This is a genomic window from Agromyces sp. P2_B3, from assembly GCF_056404815.1.
In genome coordinates this window covers 161,367-177,330 of sequence record NZ_JBFUDH010000001.1, presented here as the reverse complement: position 1 = coordinate 177,330, position 15,964 = coordinate 161,367, and the positions used below count along the sequence as shown (strand labels likewise).

At 72.4% G+C, this 15,964-nt stretch carries 14 protein-coding genes; 5 read left to right on the top strand and 9 right to left on the bottom strand.

The window, feature by feature from the left end; translation table 11 throughout:
• The first annotated feature begins 52 nt into the window (after positions 1-52).
• Genes paaK through AC1DZA_RS00820 form a run of 3 tightly spaced genes read left to right on the top strand, consistent with a single transcriptional unit; the run spans position 53 to position 2,429 of the window.
• The gene (gene paaK, locus AC1DZA_RS00830) at positions 53-1,312 is read left to right on the top strand and encodes a phenylacetate--CoA ligase PaaK (RefSeq protein ID WP_476771627.1); all 1,260 of its coding nucleotides are present in this window, start codon (positions 53-55) and stop codon (positions 1,310-1,312) included.
• A gap of 36 nt (positions 1,313-1,348) precedes the next feature.
• Complete coding sequence (locus AC1DZA_RS00825) at positions 1,349-1,996, top strand: TetR/AcrR family transcriptional regulator (RefSeq protein ID WP_476771316.1); 648 nt, start codon at positions 1,349-1,351, stop codon at positions 1,994-1,996.
• A 46-nt stretch (positions 1,997-2,042) separates the two neighbouring features.
• Positions 2,043-2,429 (top strand): SpoIIAA family protein, encoded by a 387-nt coding sequence (locus AC1DZA_RS00820; protein WP_476771315.1) that lies wholly within the window; start codon positions 2,043-2,045, stop codon positions 2,427-2,429.
• 10 nt (positions 2,430-2,439) lie between these two features.
• Here AC1DZA_RS00820 and AC1DZA_RS00815 read toward each other — a convergent pair whose 3' ends face one another.
• Genes AC1DZA_RS00815 through AC1DZA_RS00800 form a run of 4 tightly spaced genes read right to left on the bottom strand, consistent with a single transcriptional unit; the run spans position 2,440 to position 4,839 of the window.
• Positions 2,440-3,246: an ABC transporter permease gene (locus AC1DZA_RS00815; RefSeq protein ID WP_476771314.1), complete on the bottom strand. Its 807-nt coding sequence runs from the start codon at positions 3,244-3,246 to the stop codon at positions 2,440-2,442.
• Positions 3,243-4,004: an ABC transporter ATP-binding protein gene (locus AC1DZA_RS00810; protein WP_476771313.1), complete on the bottom strand. Its 762-nt coding sequence runs from the start codon at positions 4,002-4,004 to the stop codon at positions 3,243-3,245. The genes AC1DZA_RS00815 and AC1DZA_RS00810 overlap by 4 nt, the downstream gene beginning before the upstream one ends.
• Positions 4,001-4,576 carry a TetR family transcriptional regulator gene (locus AC1DZA_RS00805; RefSeq protein WP_476761542.1) on the bottom strand — a complete coding sequence of 192 codons (576 nt, stop codon included), beginning with the start codon at positions 4,574-4,576 and terminating at the stop codon, positions 4,001-4,003. Before AC1DZA_RS00805 ends, AC1DZA_RS00810 begins: the two co-directional genes overlap by 4 nt.
• A gap of 23 nt (positions 4,577-4,599) precedes the next feature.
• Positions 4,600-4,839: a hypothetical protein gene (locus AC1DZA_RS00800; protein WP_476771312.1), complete on the bottom strand. Its 240-nt coding sequence runs from the start codon at positions 4,837-4,839 to the stop codon at positions 4,600-4,602.
• 124 nt (positions 4,840-4,963) lie between these two features.
• Between AC1DZA_RS00800 and AC1DZA_RS00795 the strand changes: the two genes are divergently transcribed.
• Positions 4,964-6,016, top strand: coding sequence for an LLM class flavin-dependent oxidoreductase (locus tag AC1DZA_RS00795; protein WP_476761544.1), 1,053 nt, complete (start codon positions 4,964-4,966; stop codon positions 6,014-6,016).
• A gap of 43 nt (positions 6,017-6,059) precedes the next feature.
• On the top strand, positions 6,060-8,162 hold the full coding sequence (locus AC1DZA_RS00790) for a RecQ family ATP-dependent DNA helicase (RefSeq protein ID WP_476771311.1): 2,103 nt from the start codon (positions 6,060-6,062) through the stop codon (positions 8,160-8,162).
• Positions 8,163-8,208: 46 nt separating this feature from the next.
• Here AC1DZA_RS00790 and paaZ read toward each other — a convergent pair whose 3' ends face one another.
• From paaZ to AC1DZA_RS00765, 5 genes are all read right to left on the bottom strand, one after another.
• Positions 8,209-10,308 carry a phenylacetic acid degradation bifunctional protein PaaZ gene (gene paaZ, locus AC1DZA_RS00785; RefSeq protein ID WP_476771310.1) on the bottom strand — a complete coding sequence of 700 codons (2,100 nt, stop codon included), beginning with the start codon at positions 10,306-10,308 and terminating at the stop codon, positions 8,209-8,211.
• Positions 10,309-10,357: 49 nt separating this feature from the next.
• Complete coding sequence (locus tag AC1DZA_RS00780) at positions 10,358-11,227, bottom strand: 3-hydroxyacyl-CoA dehydrogenase family protein (protein ID WP_476771309.1); 870 nt, start codon at positions 11,225-11,227, stop codon at positions 10,358-10,360.
• Complete coding sequence (locus AC1DZA_RS00775; protein ID WP_476771308.1) at positions 11,224-12,012, bottom strand: enoyl-CoA hydratase/isomerase family protein; 789 nt, start codon at positions 12,010-12,012, stop codon at positions 11,224-11,226. Before AC1DZA_RS00775 ends, AC1DZA_RS00780 begins: the two co-directional genes overlap by 4 nt.
• Positions 12,012-13,208, bottom strand: a complete 1,197-nt coding sequence (locus tag AC1DZA_RS00770; protein ID WP_476771307.1) for an acetyl-CoA C-acyltransferase — start codon at positions 13,206-13,208, stop codon at positions 12,012-12,014. The genes AC1DZA_RS00775 and AC1DZA_RS00770 overlap by 1 nt, the downstream gene beginning before the upstream one ends.
• Before the next feature lie 257 nt (positions 13,209-13,465).
• Complete coding sequence (locus tag AC1DZA_RS00765; protein ID WP_476771306.1) at positions 13,466-15,736, bottom strand: DEAD/DEAH box helicase; 2,271 nt, start codon at positions 15,734-15,736, stop codon at positions 13,466-13,468.
• Positions 15,737-15,964: the final 228 nt, after the last annotated feature.

Below are 15,964 nucleotides of genomic sequence, written 5' to 3'. Positions count from 1 at the left end.
CGTCTCGGGCCTCGAGCCCGTGTCCGCCGCGGAACTCGACCCCGAAGAGCGGATGTCGCGAGCCGAGATCGAGGCCCTCCAGCTCGAGCGGCTCCAGCAGACCGTGCGGCACGCCTACGCGAACGTGCCCCTCTACACGCGCAAGTTCGACGAGGCGGGCGTGCACCCGAGCGACATCCGGTCGCTGTCGGATGTCGCGAAGCTGCCGTTCACGACCAAGGCGGACCTGCGCGAGACCTACCCGTTCGGCATGTTCGCCGTGCCGATGGAGCAGGTCGCCCGCATCCACGCGTCGAGCGGCACCACGGGCCGGCCCACCGTGGTCGGCTACACGACGGGCGACCTCGAGCGCTGGGCGACGCTCGTCGCGAGATCGCTGCGAGCCAGCGGCATCCGACCGGGCATGAGGGTGCACAACGCCTACGGCTACGGGCTCTTCACCGGCGGGCTCGGCGCCCACGCGGGCATCGAGCAGCTCGGGGCCACGGTCATCCCGATGTCGGGCGGCCAGACCGCGCGCCAGGTGCAGCTCATTCGCGACTTCGAGCCCGACGCGATCCTCTGCACCCCGAGCTACCTCCTCACGATCGCCGACGCGATGGTCGCGGCCGGCATCGACCCGCGCTCCACCTCGCTGAAGGTCGCCGTGCTCGGCGCCGAGCCGTGGACGAACGAGATGCGCCACGAGCTCGAGCAGCGCCTGGGCATCGACGCGCTCGACATCTACGGCCTCAGCGAGGTCATGGGCCCGGGCGTCGGCAACGAGTGCCTCGAGACGAAGGACGGCCCGCACCTCTGGGAAGACCACTTCCTGCCCGAGATCATCGACGGCGAGACGGGCGCGGTGCTGCCCGACGGCGAGCTCGGCGAGCTCGTCTTCACGTCGCTCACCAAGGAGGCGTTCCCCGTCATCCGATACCGCACGCGCGACCTCACCCGCCTGCTGCCCGGCACCGCCCGCCCCGGCATGCGGCGCATGGAGAAGATCACCGGCCGCAACGACGACATGATCATCCTGCGCGGCGTGAACCTCTTCCCCACCCAGATCGAGGAGCTCGTGCTCGGCATCGAGCAGCTCACCCCGCACTTCATCCTCGAGCTCACCCGTACGGGCACCATGGACGACCTCACCGTGCGCATCGAACGGCACCCCGACCTCGACGTCGAGGTGTGCCAGGCCGCCACGGTCGTGCTCGCCGGGCGCATCAAGGAGTTCATCGGGTCATCCGTCACCGTGCGCCTCGAGGAGCCCAGCACGCTGCCCCGCAGCGAGGGCAAGTACCAGCGGGTCTACGACCTGCGCGCGAAGTGAGCGGATGCCGCGGCGGCGAGTGCCAGACTGAGGGCGATGTCTGAGAACGCAACGAGCGGCGCGAACGGCGCGCTCCGGCGGGGACGCCCCGGGTACGACCAGCAGGGGATCCTCGACGTCGCCGTGGCCGCGTTCATCCAGTACGGCTACGACGCGACGTCGATGGGCGTGCTCGCCGACCGCCTGGGCCTCTCGAAGTCGGCGATCTACCATCACTTCACGTCGAAGGACGAGATCCTCGACCGCGCGCTCGACACCGCACTCGGCGCGCTCGAGGGCGTGCTCGAGCAGACGGATGCCGCGGGCGGCCGCGCCGCCGACCGGCTCGACCTCGTGCTGCGCGGCGCCGTGCACGTGCTCGTCGAGAAGCTGCCCTACGTCACCCTGCTGCTCCGGGTCCGCGGCAACACCGACGTGGAGCGACGCGCCCTCGCGCGCCGGCGCGCGTTCGACAAGCGGGTCACCGCACTCGTGTCCGAGGCGCAGTCCGAGGGGTCGCTCCGCAGCGACCTCGACGCGAGCGTCGTGTCGCGCCTCGCCTTCGGCATGATCAACTCGATCGTGGAGTGGTACCGCCCGGGCGGAGCCGAAGACGCCGACACGCTCGCCGACGACGTGGTCGCCGTCGCCCTCGACGGCCTGCGCATGCCGACCTCCAACCGGGTGCAGGAACTGCTCGGCTGACGCGGCGTCCCGGGCGGAGGCGCCGCCCGGCGGAAGGGGGAACCACATGCTCGAACCGCTCGAGCGCCTGCCCGCCGACGTGGTCGGCTTCCGCGCTGTCGGCACTATCGAGGCATCCGACTACCGGGACGTGCTCACGCCCGCGTTCGACGACGCGTTCGAAGAGTACGGCCGCATCAACTGCGTCGTCGTGATGGGCGACGACTTCGACCACGTCTCGCTCGGGGCGATGCTCGAGGACGCGAGGCTCATCAGCATGCCGCGCGACGCGTGGGGGCGGTCGGCGTTCGTGACGGACCACGACGGGCTGGCCGGCATCGCCACCGCGTTCGGCGGGCTGGTGCCGGGCGAGTTCCGGGTGTTCCCGCTCGCGAAGCAGGCCGAGGCCGTCGCGTGGGTCGCTGCGGCGGAGCAGCCGACGCCTCCGGCCTGATCCGGTCGCGTCAGCGGTCGAGCTGCAGGCGCGACCACGCCAGGGTGCACAACGCGCCGAACACGAGCGGCACGCTGGGCACGGTGAGGAGCGCTGCGGCGGGCTCCGTGTCGGGCGCGATGGCCCAGAGCGCCGGTGCCACGATCGGCACCCAGGTGCCGACGTCGGCGATGGCCAGCACCTGTGCGACGACGATGATCCCGATCGTGGTCGCGATCCCGGGGAGCAGGCCGCGCCCGAGAGTCGACGCCCATGCGGCGGGCACCGCGAGCAGCGCCGTGAGCACCACGAGCACCGGAAGGCGGGCGAGTTCGCCGAACCCCGCGGCATCCGTCGCCCCGTACCCCAGCACGAGGCCGACGCCCGCGACGACGATCGTGAGCAGCGCGGCGACCACGACCGACCAGACCGCGAAGACGATGAGCTTGCCGAGGGCGATCGCGGCACGCGGCACGGGCAGGGCGAACAGTGCGGCCACGGTGCCGTCGGCGAACTCGCGCCCGAACATCCAGCTGAGGGCCACGCCGAACGCCGCGAGTCCGCCGGCGGCGGTGACCTGCACGACGATGCCGACGAGGCCGGCCCAGCCGCCCACGCCCGCGAGCGGTCCGAGCTTGGCGATCACCTGCTCCTCACCGGCTGCCACTGCGGCGAGGATCCCGAGCGTCAGGGCGCCGATGCCGACGACGAGGAGCACGGTCGTCCAGAGCATCACGTGGGCCGACCGCGACTTGCGCGCCTCGACGGCGATCGCCGCGCGGAGCAGGCCACGCGGGGCGGCGCGGCCGGCGGTGCCCGCTGCTGCCGCGGCGGTCATGCCGCGCTCCTGGAGGTGTCGTCGCGGGCGGCGTCGTCGCTGAGCACCAGGTCGAAGAACGCGCGTTCGAGGTCGGCGCCGTCGGGGGCGAGCGCGCCGATCGCGCGGCCGTCGTTGATCACGGTGATCCGGTCGGCGACGCGGGCGACCTCGTCGAGATGGTGGCTCGAGACGAGGATGCCGGCGCCCGCGGCGGCCCGGCGCAGGAGCGACTCCCTCAGCAGGATCACGCCGGCGGGGTCGAGCGCGTTCGTCGGCTCGTCGAGCACGATAACATCGGGATCGTGCAGCAGGGCCGCCGCGAGGCCGACGCGCTGCCGGTTGCCGAGCGAGAGCCGGCTGGTGCGCACCGGGGCGTACCGCTCGAGGTCGAACTCGGCGATCGCGCGGTCCACGAGGCCGAGGACTCGGCTGGGGTCGATGCCGTGCAGGCGTGCCGCGATCTCGAGGTTGCCGCGGGCGGTGAGCTCGGCGTAGGCGAGCGGCTGCTCGACCAGGTGGCCGACGCGGGCCCACGTCGCGGCATCCGCCGATCGGATCGCGACGCCGTCGACGAACACCTCGCCGCGATCGGGCCGGAGCATGCCGAGCAGCACGCGCATGAGCGTCGTCTTGCCGGCACCGTTGAGGCCGACGATCGCGTGGATCTCGCCGGCGGCCACGGTGAGGTCGACGCCGCGAAGCCCCGCCCCGCCGCGGAACGTGCGTACGATGCCGCGGCCCTCGAGTCGCAGCACCGCCCCGGGCTGCGTGGTCATGCCGCCACCTCGACCACGTCGAGGGCCTGCTCGATGGCCTCCCCGAGCGATCGCCGCTCGTCCTCGGCCCAGATGAACAGGCCGGCCACGAGAGCCGCGAGCACGGATGCCGCGGCCACCCGCGCGACGTCGGGGGCGGCGCCGTCGGCGACGAGCTGGTCGATGATCGCCTGCTCGGTGTTGCCGGTCGAGCGCCAGACGGCCCCTCGGAGGGCGGGCGTGCTCGCCGCGATGCGCACCCGGCGCCGGATGACGGGTGCCTCGGGCTCGGGCAGCGAGCGCCACGACGCGCGGACGCCGCGCGCCGCGCGGAGGAACGGCGGGAGTTCCTTCGGCTGGGCGGCGATCGCCGCGGTGATCTGCGGATCGTACGGGTCGTCGAGGAGCAGGTGCTCCTTCGCGGGGAAGTAGCGGAAGAACGTCATTTCCGTCACGCCGGCGGCGTGCGCGATCTGGGCCACCGTGGTCTGGTCGTAGCCCTGCTGCTCGAACAGGTCGAGTCCTGCATCGAGGAGCGCAGCGAGGGTGCGCTCCCGCTTCGTGGGTCGCGTCCGCGCCGGCGCTGAGGTCATGCAGGAATGTTAGTCGCTAACATTCACTGCGGCAAGGGCGCGCCGAGTGTCGTCTCGTGGGTCACGGCGTGCCCACGCGGCATCCGCTCGCCTGATCGCTGCCACCAGGCGTGACGACGTCGCGTCGGCGACCCGGTCGTCGCGCCGGCCATGGCCGCCTCCTCGACCCGCTCCCGCGCGACGCGACGCCGCTCGAGCTCCTGCTCGAGGCGAGCGTCGTGGGCGGCCTGCAGGTGCGGGAAGGACTGCTCGGTGATCAGCATGGTTCGCTCCGGTTCGTGTTCGTACCGGTCACGTTCCTCGCTAAGGCGGGTGCCCGGGATCGGTCGGATGCCGTATCTTCGTGGGCACGACGGCCGTCGGGCCTCAGGCGAGGGGAATGAGCGGATGCCGCAGGGCGCTGTACCGGATGTGACGAAACGCATCGGATTCCTCTCATTCGGCCACTGGTCTGACACTCCCGGCTCCAAGACCCGCAACGCGTCCGACGTGCTGCTGCAGTCGATCGACCTGGCCGTCGCCGCAGAAGAGCTGGGGGCTGACGGCGCGTACTTCCGCGTGCACCACTACGCGAACCAGCTCGCGAGCCCGTTCCCGCTGCTCGCGGCCGCTGGGGCGAAGACGAACCGCATCGAGCTCGGCACGGGCGTGATCGACATGCGCTACGAGAACCCGCTCTACATGGCCGAGGACGCGGCCGCCGCCGACCTGATCGCGGGCGGCCGACTGCAGCTCGGCGTCAGCCGCGGCTCACCCGAGCAGGTCGTCGACGGGTACCGCTACTTCGGCTACGAGGCCCCCGAGGGCCAGACGATGGCGGATGTCGCGCGCAACAACACCGAGGTGTTCCTCAAGGTGATCGACGGCGCCAGGTTCGCCGAGCCGAATCCGCGCCCCATGTTCCCGAACGCGCATCCCGGCCCGCTCGGCATCCAGCCGCAGTCGCCGGGGCTCCGCGACCGGATCTGGTGGGGCGCCGCCTCCGATGCGACCGCCGTCTGGGCGGCGGAGCAGGGCATGAACCTCATGAGCTCGACGCTCAAGACCGACGAGACGGGCGAGCCGTTCCACGTGCAGCAGCGCAAGCAGATCGAGGCGTTCCGGCAGGCATGGACGGAGGCGGGACACGAGCGCGAGCCGCGCGTCTCGGTGAGCCGTTCGATCTTCGCGCTCGTGAGCGACGAGGACTTCGCCTACTTCGGCGGAGGCCGGCGCGAGGATTCCGACCAGTTCGGGGTCATCGACGACTACCGCGCCGTGTTCGGCCGAAGCTACGCCGCCGAGCCCGAGGCGCTGATCGAGGAGCTGCGCGAGGACGAGGCCATCGCCGCCGCCGACACCCTGCTGCTGACGGTTCCCAACCAGCTGGGCGTCGACTACAACGCGCACGTGCTCGAGGCGATCCTCACGCACGTCGCTCCCGAGCTCGGCTGGCGCTGAGCATGCGGCGACGGCTGACGGCGGGATGGACCAGAGTGGGGGCATGACCCCCGCCTCCACGCACGCCGACACGAGAGCCGCGGCGCTCGCCGCCCTGCGCGAACTCGTCGGCCGCGACGACGCCGAGTTCCACGACGGGCAGTTCGAGGCGATCGAGGCGCTCGTCGAGGAGCGGCGGCGCGCGCTCGTGGTGCAGCGCACAGGCTGGGGCAAGTCGGCGGTCTACTTCGTCGCGACGTTGCTGCTGCGCCGGCGCGGCGCCGGGCCGACGGTGCTCGTCTCGCCCCTGCTGGCGCTCATGCGCGACCAGATCGCCGCCGCCGAACGAGCCGGCGTGCGCGCGGTCGCGATCAACTCGACGAACGCCCACGAGTGGGCCGACGTGCTCGCACAGCTCGACCGCGACGAGGTCGACGTGCTGCTCGTGTCCCCCGAGCGGCTCAACAACCCCTCGTTCCGCGAGCAGCAGTTGCCGGCGCTCGTGCGGCGGATCGGCCTGCTCGTCGTCGACGAGGCGCACTGCATCAGCGATTGGGGGCACGACTTCCGGCCCGACTACCGGCGGCTCCGCGACCTCATCGCGCAGATGCCGGCCGGCGTGCCGGTGCTCGCCACGACCGCGACCGCCAACAGCCGCGTGGTGGCGGATGTCGCCGAGCAGCTCGGCGCGGCCGGCGAGGTGCTCACCATCCGCGGACCGCTCGCCCGCGCCTCGCTGCGACTCGGCGTGCTGCGCCTTCCGAACTCGCCGAGCCGCCTGGCCTGGCTCCTCAGCCACCTCGACGACCTGCCGGGGTCGGGCATCATCTACACGCTGACGGTCGCCGCGGCGAACGACACCGCCCGCCTGCTCCGCGAACGCGGGCACGAGGTGCGGGCCTACACGGGACAGACCGACACTGACGAGCGCACCGAGTCCGAGGGCATGCTGAAGCGCAACGAGGTGAAGGCGCTCATCGCCACGAGCGCGCTCGGCATGGGCTTCGACAAGCCCGACCTCGGCTTTGTGGTGCACCTGGGCGCGCCGTCGTCGCCCGTCGCGTACTACCAGCAGGTCGGCCGCGCGGGCCGGGCCAGCGAGAGCGCCGACGTGCTGCTGCTGCCCGGCACCGAGGACGGCGACATCTGGCACTACTTCGCGACCGCCTCGATGCCCGACCGTGAGCGGGCCGAGCGGGTCATCTCCGCGCTGTCCGACGCGCCCGTGTCGACGCCGGCGCTCGAGGCCATGGTCGACATCCGGCGCTCCCCGCTCGAGCTCCTGCTCAAGGTGCTCGACGTCGACGGTGCGGTGCGACGGGTGCAGGGCGGCTGGGTCGCGACCGGTGCGCCTTGGGTCTACGACGCCGAGCGCTACGCCCGCATCGCTGCCGAGCGCGAGGCGGAGCAGCAGCACATGATCGAGTACGAGCAGACCGACGGATGCCGCATGGAGTTCCTCCAGCGTTCCCTCGACGACGAGACGGCCGCACCGTGCGGACGCTGCGACAACTGCGCGGGAGTCTGGTTCCCCAGTGAGATCGAGGCATCTGCGACCGCCTCTGCCGCGGAATCCCTCGACCGGGTGGGCGTGCCCATCGAGCCCCGACGCGCCTGGCCCACCGGCGCCGACCGGCTCGGCGTGCCGGTGAAGGGCCGTATCGCACCGGCCGAGCAGGCCGGCGAGGGGCGGGCGCTCGCTCGGCTCACCGACCTCGGCTGGGGCGGCACCCTGCGCGAGCTGTTCGCCGCCGGCGCTCCCGATGCGGCCGTGCCCCCACAGGTGCTCGCGGCCTGCGTGCGGGTGCTGGCCGACTGGGGCTGGGCCGAACGGCCGGTCGCCGTCGTCTCGGTGCCGTCGCGCTCACGGCCACTGCTGGTCGACTCGCTGGCCCGCGGGCTCGCCGAGGTCGGGCGGCTCCCCTACCTCGGCGCCCTCGCCCCGGTCGACGGCGGCCCGACGGGGCAGCCCGGCGGCAACAGCGCCTTCCGCCTCGCGGGGCTCTGGAACCGGTTCACCGCCGACGGCATCGACGTGCCCGCCGGCGGCGTGCTCCTCGTCGACGACCAGGCCGACAGCCGCTGGACGCTCACGATCGCCGCACGAACCCTGCGCCAGGCGGGCGCCACCGAGGTGCTGCCGTTCGTGCTGGCGCTGCGCGGCTGACGGGCCGCCGCACCAGACCGAGCCGCGCCGCTCGACCGAGGGGCGCCTACGCCGCCTCGGGCGCCAGCTCCTTCGCCACGAGCGTCAGCACGTCGTAGGTCGCCACGAGCTCGTCGTCCTGGTTCTTCAGCACGGCGTCCCAGCGCACCTCGCCGTACTCGTCGGTCTCACGCGGCGTGATCTGCTTCGCCGTGAGCTCGACGCGGATCGTGTCACCGGGAGACACGGGCGTGATGAACCGCAGGTTCTCGAGCCCCGAGTTCGCGAGCACGGGACCGGGTGCCGCGTCCACGAAGAGCCCCGCCGCCCACGACACGAGCAGGTAGCCGTGCGCGACCCGGCCCGGGAAGAACGGGTTGGCGGCGGCGGCCTCCTCGTCCATGTGCGCGTAGAACGTGTCGCCGGTGAACGCGGCGAACGTCTCGATGTCCTCGAGCGTCACGGTGCGCGACGCCGACACGACCTGGTCGCCGATGCGCAGTTCCGCCAGCGACTTGCGGAACGGGTGCTCGCCACCGGGCTGCGACGCCGCGCCCTGGTGCCAGACGCCCGTGAGGGCGGTGAGCATCTCGGGCGACCCCTGCACCGCGGTGCGCTGCATGTGGTGCAGCACCGCACGGATGCCGCCGAGCTCCTCGCCGCCGCCGGCGCGACCCGGTCCGCCGTGCACGAGGTTCGGCAGCGGCGAGCCGTGACCCGTCGACGAGCGGGCGTCGTCGCGGTCGAGGAACAGCACGCGACCGTTGTAGGCGGCCATCCCCGTCGCCAGCGCGATCGCCACCTCCGGGTCGTGGGTCGCGACGCTCGTGACGAGCGATCCGCCGCCGCGCGCCACGAGCGCGGAGGCCTCGGCGAGCGAGTCGTAGCCGACGATCGACGCGACCGGCCCGAACGCCTCGACCTCGTGCAGGGCAGGGCTCGTGGCATCCGTGAACCGCAGCAGCATGGGGGCGACGAAGGCGCCGTCGGAGGTCGCACCGGTCGCGCCGTCGGCCTGCACGACGCTCGGGGCGTCCGTCGACCCGATCACGAGCTCGCCGCCCGACGCCTGCAGCTTCGCGACCTGGCGCAGCACCTCGTCGCGCTGCCCGGTCGACGCGAGCGGACCCATCGTGACGCCCTCGGCGCGAGGGTCGCCGAGCACCACGCGTTCGGCGATGCGCGCGCGCACGGCGTCGATCACCGAGTCGACGGATGCCGCGGGCACGATCGCCCGGCGGATGGCCGTGCACTTCTGGCCCGCCTTGCTCGTCATCTCGACGACGAGTTGCTTCACGTACGCGTCGAACTCGGGCGTTCCCGCAACCGCATCGGAGCCGAGCACGCTCGCGTTGATCGAGTCGGTCTCGACGGTGAACCGCACGCCGCCGGTCTGCACGGCCTCGTGCTGGCGCAGGCGCTCGGCGGTCGACGCCGAGCCCGTGAACGCCACGAGGTCGCCGAGGCGCAGGTGATCGAAGAGGTCGGGCACGCTGCCCGACACGAGCTGGAGCGAGCCCTCCGGCAGCAGCCCCGACTCGACGAGGATGCGCACGAACGCCTCGGCGACGTAGCCGGTCGGCGTCGCCGGCTTCACGAGCGTCGGCATGCCGGCGAGGAACGCGGGCGCGAACTTCTCGAGCGAGCCCCACACCGGGAAGTTGAACGCGTTGATCTGCACCGCCACGCCCGGCAGCCGCGTGTAGATGTGCCGGCCGAGGAACGAGCCGTCCTTCGACAGGTTCTCGACGTTGCCGTCGACGTAGACCTTCGAGTTCGGCATCTCGCGACGGCCCTTGCCCGAGTAGGTGAAGAGCACGCCGATGCCGCCGTCGATGTCGACCCACGAGTCCTGCTTCGTGGCGCCGGTGCGGCTCGACAGCTCGTACAGCTCGGCCTTGCGCTCGGTGAGGGCGAGGGCCATCTGCTTGAGGAGCACGGCCCGCTGATGGAACGTGAGCTCGCCGAGGGAGGCCTGTCCGACCGTGCGCGCGTACTCGAGCGCCCCGCCGAGGTCGAGGCCCTCGGTCGAGACGCGCGCGACGACGTCGCCGGTCGATGCGTCCCGCACCTCGGTCGCCCCGCCCGCGGCGTCGACGGCGGCCGCATCGGGGGACCACCACGCACCCTTCACGTAGCTCGGCAGGATCTCGTTCGTCTGGCTCATCGTTCGTTCCCCGTCTTCGTCGTCTTCGTCGTATTCGAGTGTCCGTGGATCACGGCGCATCCCACAGGTAGAAGCCCTCGCCCGACTTGCGGCCCAGCTTGCCCTCGTCGACCATGCGACGCAGCAGCGCGGGCGGCGCGAACCGCTCGCCGAGCGTCGACGACAGGTACTCGGCGATCCCGAGGCGCACGTCGAGCCCGACGATGTCCGTCAGCCGCAGCGGCCCGACCGGATGCTTGTAGCCGAGCGTCATGGCCGCGTCGATGTCCTCCGCCGAGGCCACGCCGTCCTCGAGCATGCGGATCGCCTCGAGCCCCAGCGCCACCCCGAGCCGCGACGACGCGAAGCCCGGGGCATCCGTCACGACGATCGGGGTCTTGCCGATCGCGTGCACCCACTCGCGCGCCTCCGCCACGAGCACGCCGTCGGATGCCGCGCCGCGCACGATCTCGACGAGCGTCGACGCGGGCACGGGGTTGAAGAAGTGCATCCCGAGGAACCGCGAGGGGCGTTCGAGCAGGGCGGCGAGCTGGTCGATCGAGATCGACGACGTGTTCGAGGCGAGCGCGGCCTCGGGCGGCAGCACCGCCTCGACGCGGGTGAGCGCGTCGATCTTCAGCTCGAGGTCCTCGGGCACGGCCTCGACGACGAGCCCGCAGCCGGCGAAGTCCCGCACCTCGGTGCTCGTGGCGAACCGGGCGGCGATGGCCGACTCCTCATCGTCGGCGGTTCCGCGGGCGACGGATGCCGCGACGGACTCGAGCACGCGCGTCGAAGCCGCGGCTGCGGCATCCGCGTCGCGCTCGACGACCGTGACGCGCGACCCGGCGAGCAGGAACGCGTGCGCGATGCCCGCGCCCATGCGTCCACCGCCGAGCACGCCGACGTCGGACGGGGCACCGGTCGCGGTCTCGGTCACGTGTACTTCCTCTCGGTGGCGCGTCGCTCCAGGAACTCGGTCATCCGACGGAACTTCTCGGGGCTCTCGAAGAGCGCGGCCTGCGTCTCGAGGTCGACGGCGGGGTGGTCGGCGCGCGGCGCGCGGAAGACCCGCTTCGTCGCGATCGTCGCCGCCGGGTCGTTCCGGGCGATGCGATCGGCGATCGCGTGCGCGGCGGGCAGGAGCTCGTCGACGGGATGCAGTTCGCTGACGAGCCCGATCTCGCGCGCCTCGTCGGCGTCGATCGCCCGCCCGGTGAGCAGCAGCTCGATCGCCCGGGCCTCGCCCACGATCTCCTTCAGGCGCCAGCTCGCACCGGCCGCCGCGATGATGCCGAGCCCGGTCTCGGGGTTGCCGATGCGCAGTCGCGGCGTCGCGATGCGGATGTCCGCCGCGTAGGCGAGCTCCGCGCCGCCGCCGAGGGCGTACCCGTCGAGGGCGGCGATGACGGGCATCGGCAGCTCGTGCACGCGCACGAACGCGTTCGCGTTGATGCCGCGGCGCGCGTCATCCGCTCGCCGTTCACGAAGCTCCGCGATGTCGGCGCCCGAGGCGAACACGCCGCCGACGCCCGTGAGGATCAGGATGCGCGGGATCGCCTCGAGCTCGGCGCAGAGCACGTGCAGCGCGTCGATCGTGGCCTGGTCGATCGCGTTCTTCTTCTCGGGCCGGTTGAGCGTGGCGACCACGCGGTCGTCGAACCGCTCGACCCGCAGCGGGCCGTCGGCGGCGTCGCCCTCGGGCAGGGGATGCGCCGCGCCCATCACACGCGCTCCACGATGAGCGCCGTGCCCTGCCCGACGCCCACGCACATGGTGGCGAGTCCGTAGCGCGAGTCCTCGCGCTCCATGCGGCCGAGCAGGGTCACGACGAGCCGCGAGCCCGACGAGCCGAGCGGATGCCCCAGGGCGATCGCCCCGCCGTCGGCGTTCACGCGCTCGGGGTCGAGGCCGAGGCGGCGGATGCACGCGAGCGACTGCGTGGCGAAGGCCTCGTTGAGCTCGACGGAGCCGATCTCGTCGAGGTCGAGGCCGGCGCGCTCGAGGGCCTTCTCGGTGGCGGGCACGGGGCCGAGGCCCATGATCTCGGGAGCGAGGCCGGCGCTCGTGCCGGTGACGACCCGGGCTCGCGGCGTGAGGCCCAGTCGCTCGACCGCGGCGCCGCTCGCCACGAGGATCGCGGAGGCTCCGTCGTTCAGCGCGCTCGAGTTGCCGGCCGTGACCACGGAACCACCGGCCACGACGGGCCGCAGACCGGCGAGCGCCTCGAGCGTGGTCTCGGGGCGCGGACCCTCGTCGACGAGGACCTCGCGCTTGTGCGTCGGCACGCCGACGATCTCGGCCTCGAACCGCCCCGCCGCGATGGCGGCGGCCGCCCGCTGCTGGCTGCGCAGGGCGAACGCGTCGGCGTCGGCGCGCGTGATGCCGTCGACGCGGGCGACCTCCTCGGCCGTCTCGGGCATGGCGTACGTGGCCTTGTCACGGGCCTGCAGCTTCGGGTTCGGGAAGCGCCAGCCGATCGACGTGTCGTAGGCCGCGCCCGGACGTGCCCACGCCTTGTCGGGCTTGGCCTGCACCCACGGCGCCCGCGTCATCGACTCGACGCCGCCCGCGATGATGAGGTCGGCGTCGCCCGCGCGGATGGCCTGCGCGGCCATCGTGATCGCGGACATGCCCGAGGCGCAGAGCCGGTTGAGCGTCACGCCGGGCACCTCGTCGGGAAGGCCGGCGAGCAGCACCGCCATGCGGGCGACGTTGCGGTTGTCCTCGCCGGCCTGGTTCGCGGCGCCGAGGATCACCTCGTCGATCGCGCCGAGCTCACCGGCCGTGTCGAGCCCGGTGCGCCGGACGAGCTCGCCGACCACGAGGGCCGCGAGGTCATCGGGTCGCACTCCCGCCAGGCCGCCGCCGTAGCGGCCGACCGGGGTGCGCACTCCGCCGACGAGGTAGGCCTCGGCCATGCCAACACTTCTGGACACAGAGTCTCCTGACCGCACTGTCTCGGATCGAACGCCGCGTTCCCAGCGTAGGCGGGCGGCGTCCCGGCATCCGGTCAAGAATTCCTGACCGACCGTTCAGGTAGTAATTATGGCAAACGGATGCCGCGTGCGCCAGTCGCCGACCGTGGTCCCGGTCGGACCGCCTGCTCCTTGGGGATGACGAAGGCCCGCCTCCACTCGGGAGACGGGCCTTCGCATGCTCAGTGCGAGCGGATGGGTCAGACGGCCGGTGCGGCGTCCTCGTCGGTCGCAACCTCGACGACCTCGACGGTCTCGACCTCGGCCACGAACTCGACCGACTCGCCCCAGACGTCGTCGCCGAGCGCGACGCGCTCGAAGTCGACGTCGATCTCGGCGCGACCGAGGAGGTCGGTCATGCGACGCTGGCGGTTGCCGGGGATGAGCGTGACGACGCGACCCTCCTTGCCGGCGCGGCCCGTGCGGCCCGAGCGGTGGAGGTACGTCTTGTACTCGTCGGGAGCATCGGCCTGGATCACGAGGTCGATGTCGTCGACGTGGATGCCGCGGGCCGCGACATCCGTCGCCACCAGCACGTTGACCCGGCCGCTCGTGAGCTGCTGCAGGTTGCGCGTGCGGCGCGACTGGTTCAGGTCGCCGTGGAGCGCGACGGCACGGATGCCGTAGTCCTCGAGGTGCTCGGTGAGGTCTTCGGCGAAGGCGCGGGTGCGCGAGAACACGAGGGTCTTGCCCTCGCGGTTGGCGAGCTGGGCGACCATGTCGCGCTTCTCGCGGTTCTCGATGATGAACACGCGGTGCTCGATTGTCGAGGAGGCCTGGTCTTCACCGGCGACCTCGTGCACGGCCGGCTCGACGAGGAACTCGTCGACGAGCGTCGCGACGCCCTTGTCGAGGGTGGCCGAGAAGAGCAGCTTCTGGCCGCCCTGGGCCGTGCGGCGGAGGATCCGCTGCACCGGCTCGAGGAAGCCGAGGTCGCACATGTGGTCGGCCTCGTCGATGACGGTGACGACGACCTCGGACAGGTCGAGTCGACGCTGCTCGATGAGGTCCTCGATGCGGCCCGGCGTGCCGATGACGATGTCGACGCCGCGCTGGAGGGCGCCCACCTGGCGGGCCTGGGGCACGCCGCCGTAGATCTGCGTGGTGAAGAGGCCGACGCTCTGCGCGATCGGCTGCACCGTGCGGTCGATCTGCAGGGCGAGCTCACGGGTCGGCGCGAGGATGAGGGCGCGGGGCTTGCGTCCCATCTGGCGCTTGCCGCCCGCCTTGCCCGACTCCGCCCAGAGCGTCATGAGGCGCTCGACGGTGGGGGCGCCGAAGGCGATCGTCTTGCCCGATCCGGTCTTGCCGCGGCCGAGGACGTCGCGGCCCTCGAGCACGGCGGGGATCGTCGCGGCCTGGATGGGGAACGGCGACTCGGCGCCGAGCTCCGCGAGCACGCGGACGACGTTGGCGCCCAGGCCCAGGTCGGCGAACGTCACGCCGTCGACCTCGGTCGCCTGGATGGCGTCGGCCTCGAGCCGCTCGAGCACGACGTCGTCGTTCGGCGAGAAGCGGTGACCCTGCTCCTTGGCCGGGTAGAAGCTCGACTCGCGACGACCGGAGTCCTTGAAGCCGGGGCGGTCGACGTCGCGGCGGGGCGCGCGGTCGTCGCGGTCGTATGACCGAGCCGGACGGTCGTTGCGATCGAACGAGCGGGCGGGACGCGCATCGCGGTCGAACGAGCGGGCGGGGCGGTCGTCGCGGTCGCGGCGAGGCGCACGGTCGTCACGATCGAAGGAACGCGCCGGGCGCGCGTCACGGTCGAACGAACGGGCCGGGCGCGCGTCACGGTCGAACGAACGCGCGGGGCGGTCGTCGCGGTCGCGGCCAGGCGCACGGTCGTCACGATCGAAGGAACGCGCCGGGCGCGCGTCACGGTCGAACGAGCGAGCCGGGCGGTCGTTGCGATCGAACTCGCGACGGGGCGCGCGGTCGTCGCGATCGAACGAACGAGCGGGGCGCGCATCGCGGTCGAACGAACGCGCAGGACGCGCGTCACGGTCGAACGAACGGGGAGCGCGGTCGTCGCGCCGAGGCGCGCGGTCGTCACGATCGAACGAACGGGCCGGACGGTCCTCGCGGTAGTGCGAGCGAGCCGGGCGGTCGTTGCGGTCGAACTCGCGACGGGGCGCATGGTCGTCGCGGTCGAACGAGCGAGCCGGACGTGCGTCGCGGTCGTCGCGGCGGGGGGCGCGGTCGTCGCGGTCGAACGAGCGGGGGGCGCGCTCGTCACGGCCGTCACGCACCGAGCGGTGGGGGGCGCGGCCGGTGGCGACGCGCTCGTCGCGCGACCAACGCTCCTTGCGGGGGGCGTCCTCCTCGGGGCGGTAGCCGCGGTGGCCCGCGCTGCGCGAGCCGGGCTTGGCCGATCCGGCGCGCGCCGGGCCGCCCTTGGAGCCGTCCTTCGCGTACGAGGGATCGAAGTTCTTGGCCGGTCGTCCGCCGGCGGGCTTCTTGTTCTTGGGCATGGGTGACACTTCCTGGGTTGTACTGAAGTACATGGCAGGCCCGCCGGGCGCACGAAGCGCGCAGCAGGTCTGAGAACCCGGAACATCGTCGACCGGGGCCGTTCACATACGGTGACTATCCGAGGGCCGTTCGCCTCGAAACCGGCCCTTTGGACTCACAAACCCATCCGCGCACAGCGCGGTGTCCAGAACCGACTCGGCAACGATACCGGAAATCGGCTGGGAAAG

Coding starts and splice junctions, on each gene's coding strand:
- paaK (WP_476771627.1), top strand. CDS start 53: ATGTCGCGAGCCGAGATCGAGGCCCTCCAGCTCGAGCGGCTCCAGCAG.
- AC1DZA_RS00825 (WP_476771316.1), top strand. CDS start 1,349: ATGTCTGAGAACGCAACGAGCGGCGCGAACGGCGCGCTCCGGCGGGGA.
- AC1DZA_RS00820 (WP_476771315.1), top strand. CDS start 2,043: ATGCTCGAACCGCTCGAGCGCCTGCCCGCCGACGTGGTCGGCTTCCGC.
- AC1DZA_RS00815 (WP_476771314.1), bottom strand. CDS start 3,246: ATGACCGCCGCGGCAGCAGCGGGCACCGCCGGCCGCGCCGCCCCGCGT.
- AC1DZA_RS00810 (WP_476771313.1), bottom strand. CDS start 4,004: ATGACCACGCAGCCCGGGGCGGTGCTGCGACTCGAGGGCCGCGGCATC.
- AC1DZA_RS00805 (WP_476761542.1), bottom strand. CDS start 4,576: ATGACCTCAGCGCCGGCGCGGACGCGACCCACGAAGCGGGAGCGCACC.
- AC1DZA_RS00800 (WP_476771312.1), bottom strand. CDS start 4,839: ATGCTGATCACCGAGCAGTCCTTCCCGCACCTGCAGGCCGCCCACGAC.
- AC1DZA_RS00795 (WP_476761544.1), top strand. CDS start 4,964: ATGCCGCAGGGCGCTGTACCGGATGTGACGAAACGCATCGGATTCCTC.
- AC1DZA_RS00790 (WP_476771311.1), top strand. CDS start 6,060: ATGACCCCCGCCTCCACGCACGCCGACACGAGAGCCGCGGCGCTCGCC.
- paaZ (WP_476771310.1), bottom strand. CDS start 10,308: ATGAGCCAGACGAACGAGATCCTGCCGAGCTACGTGAAGGGTGCGTGG.
- AC1DZA_RS00775 (WP_476771308.1), bottom strand. CDS start 12,012: ATGGGCGCGGCGCATCCCCTGCCCGAGGGCGACGCCGCCGACGGCCCG.
- AC1DZA_RS00770 (WP_476771307.1), bottom strand. CDS start 13,208: ATGGCCGAGGCCTACCTCGTCGGCGGAGTGCGCACCCCGGTCGGCCGC.
- AC1DZA_RS00765 (WP_476771306.1), bottom strand. CDS start 15,736: ATGCCCAAGAACAAGAAGCCCGCCGGCGGACGACCGGCCAAGAACTTC.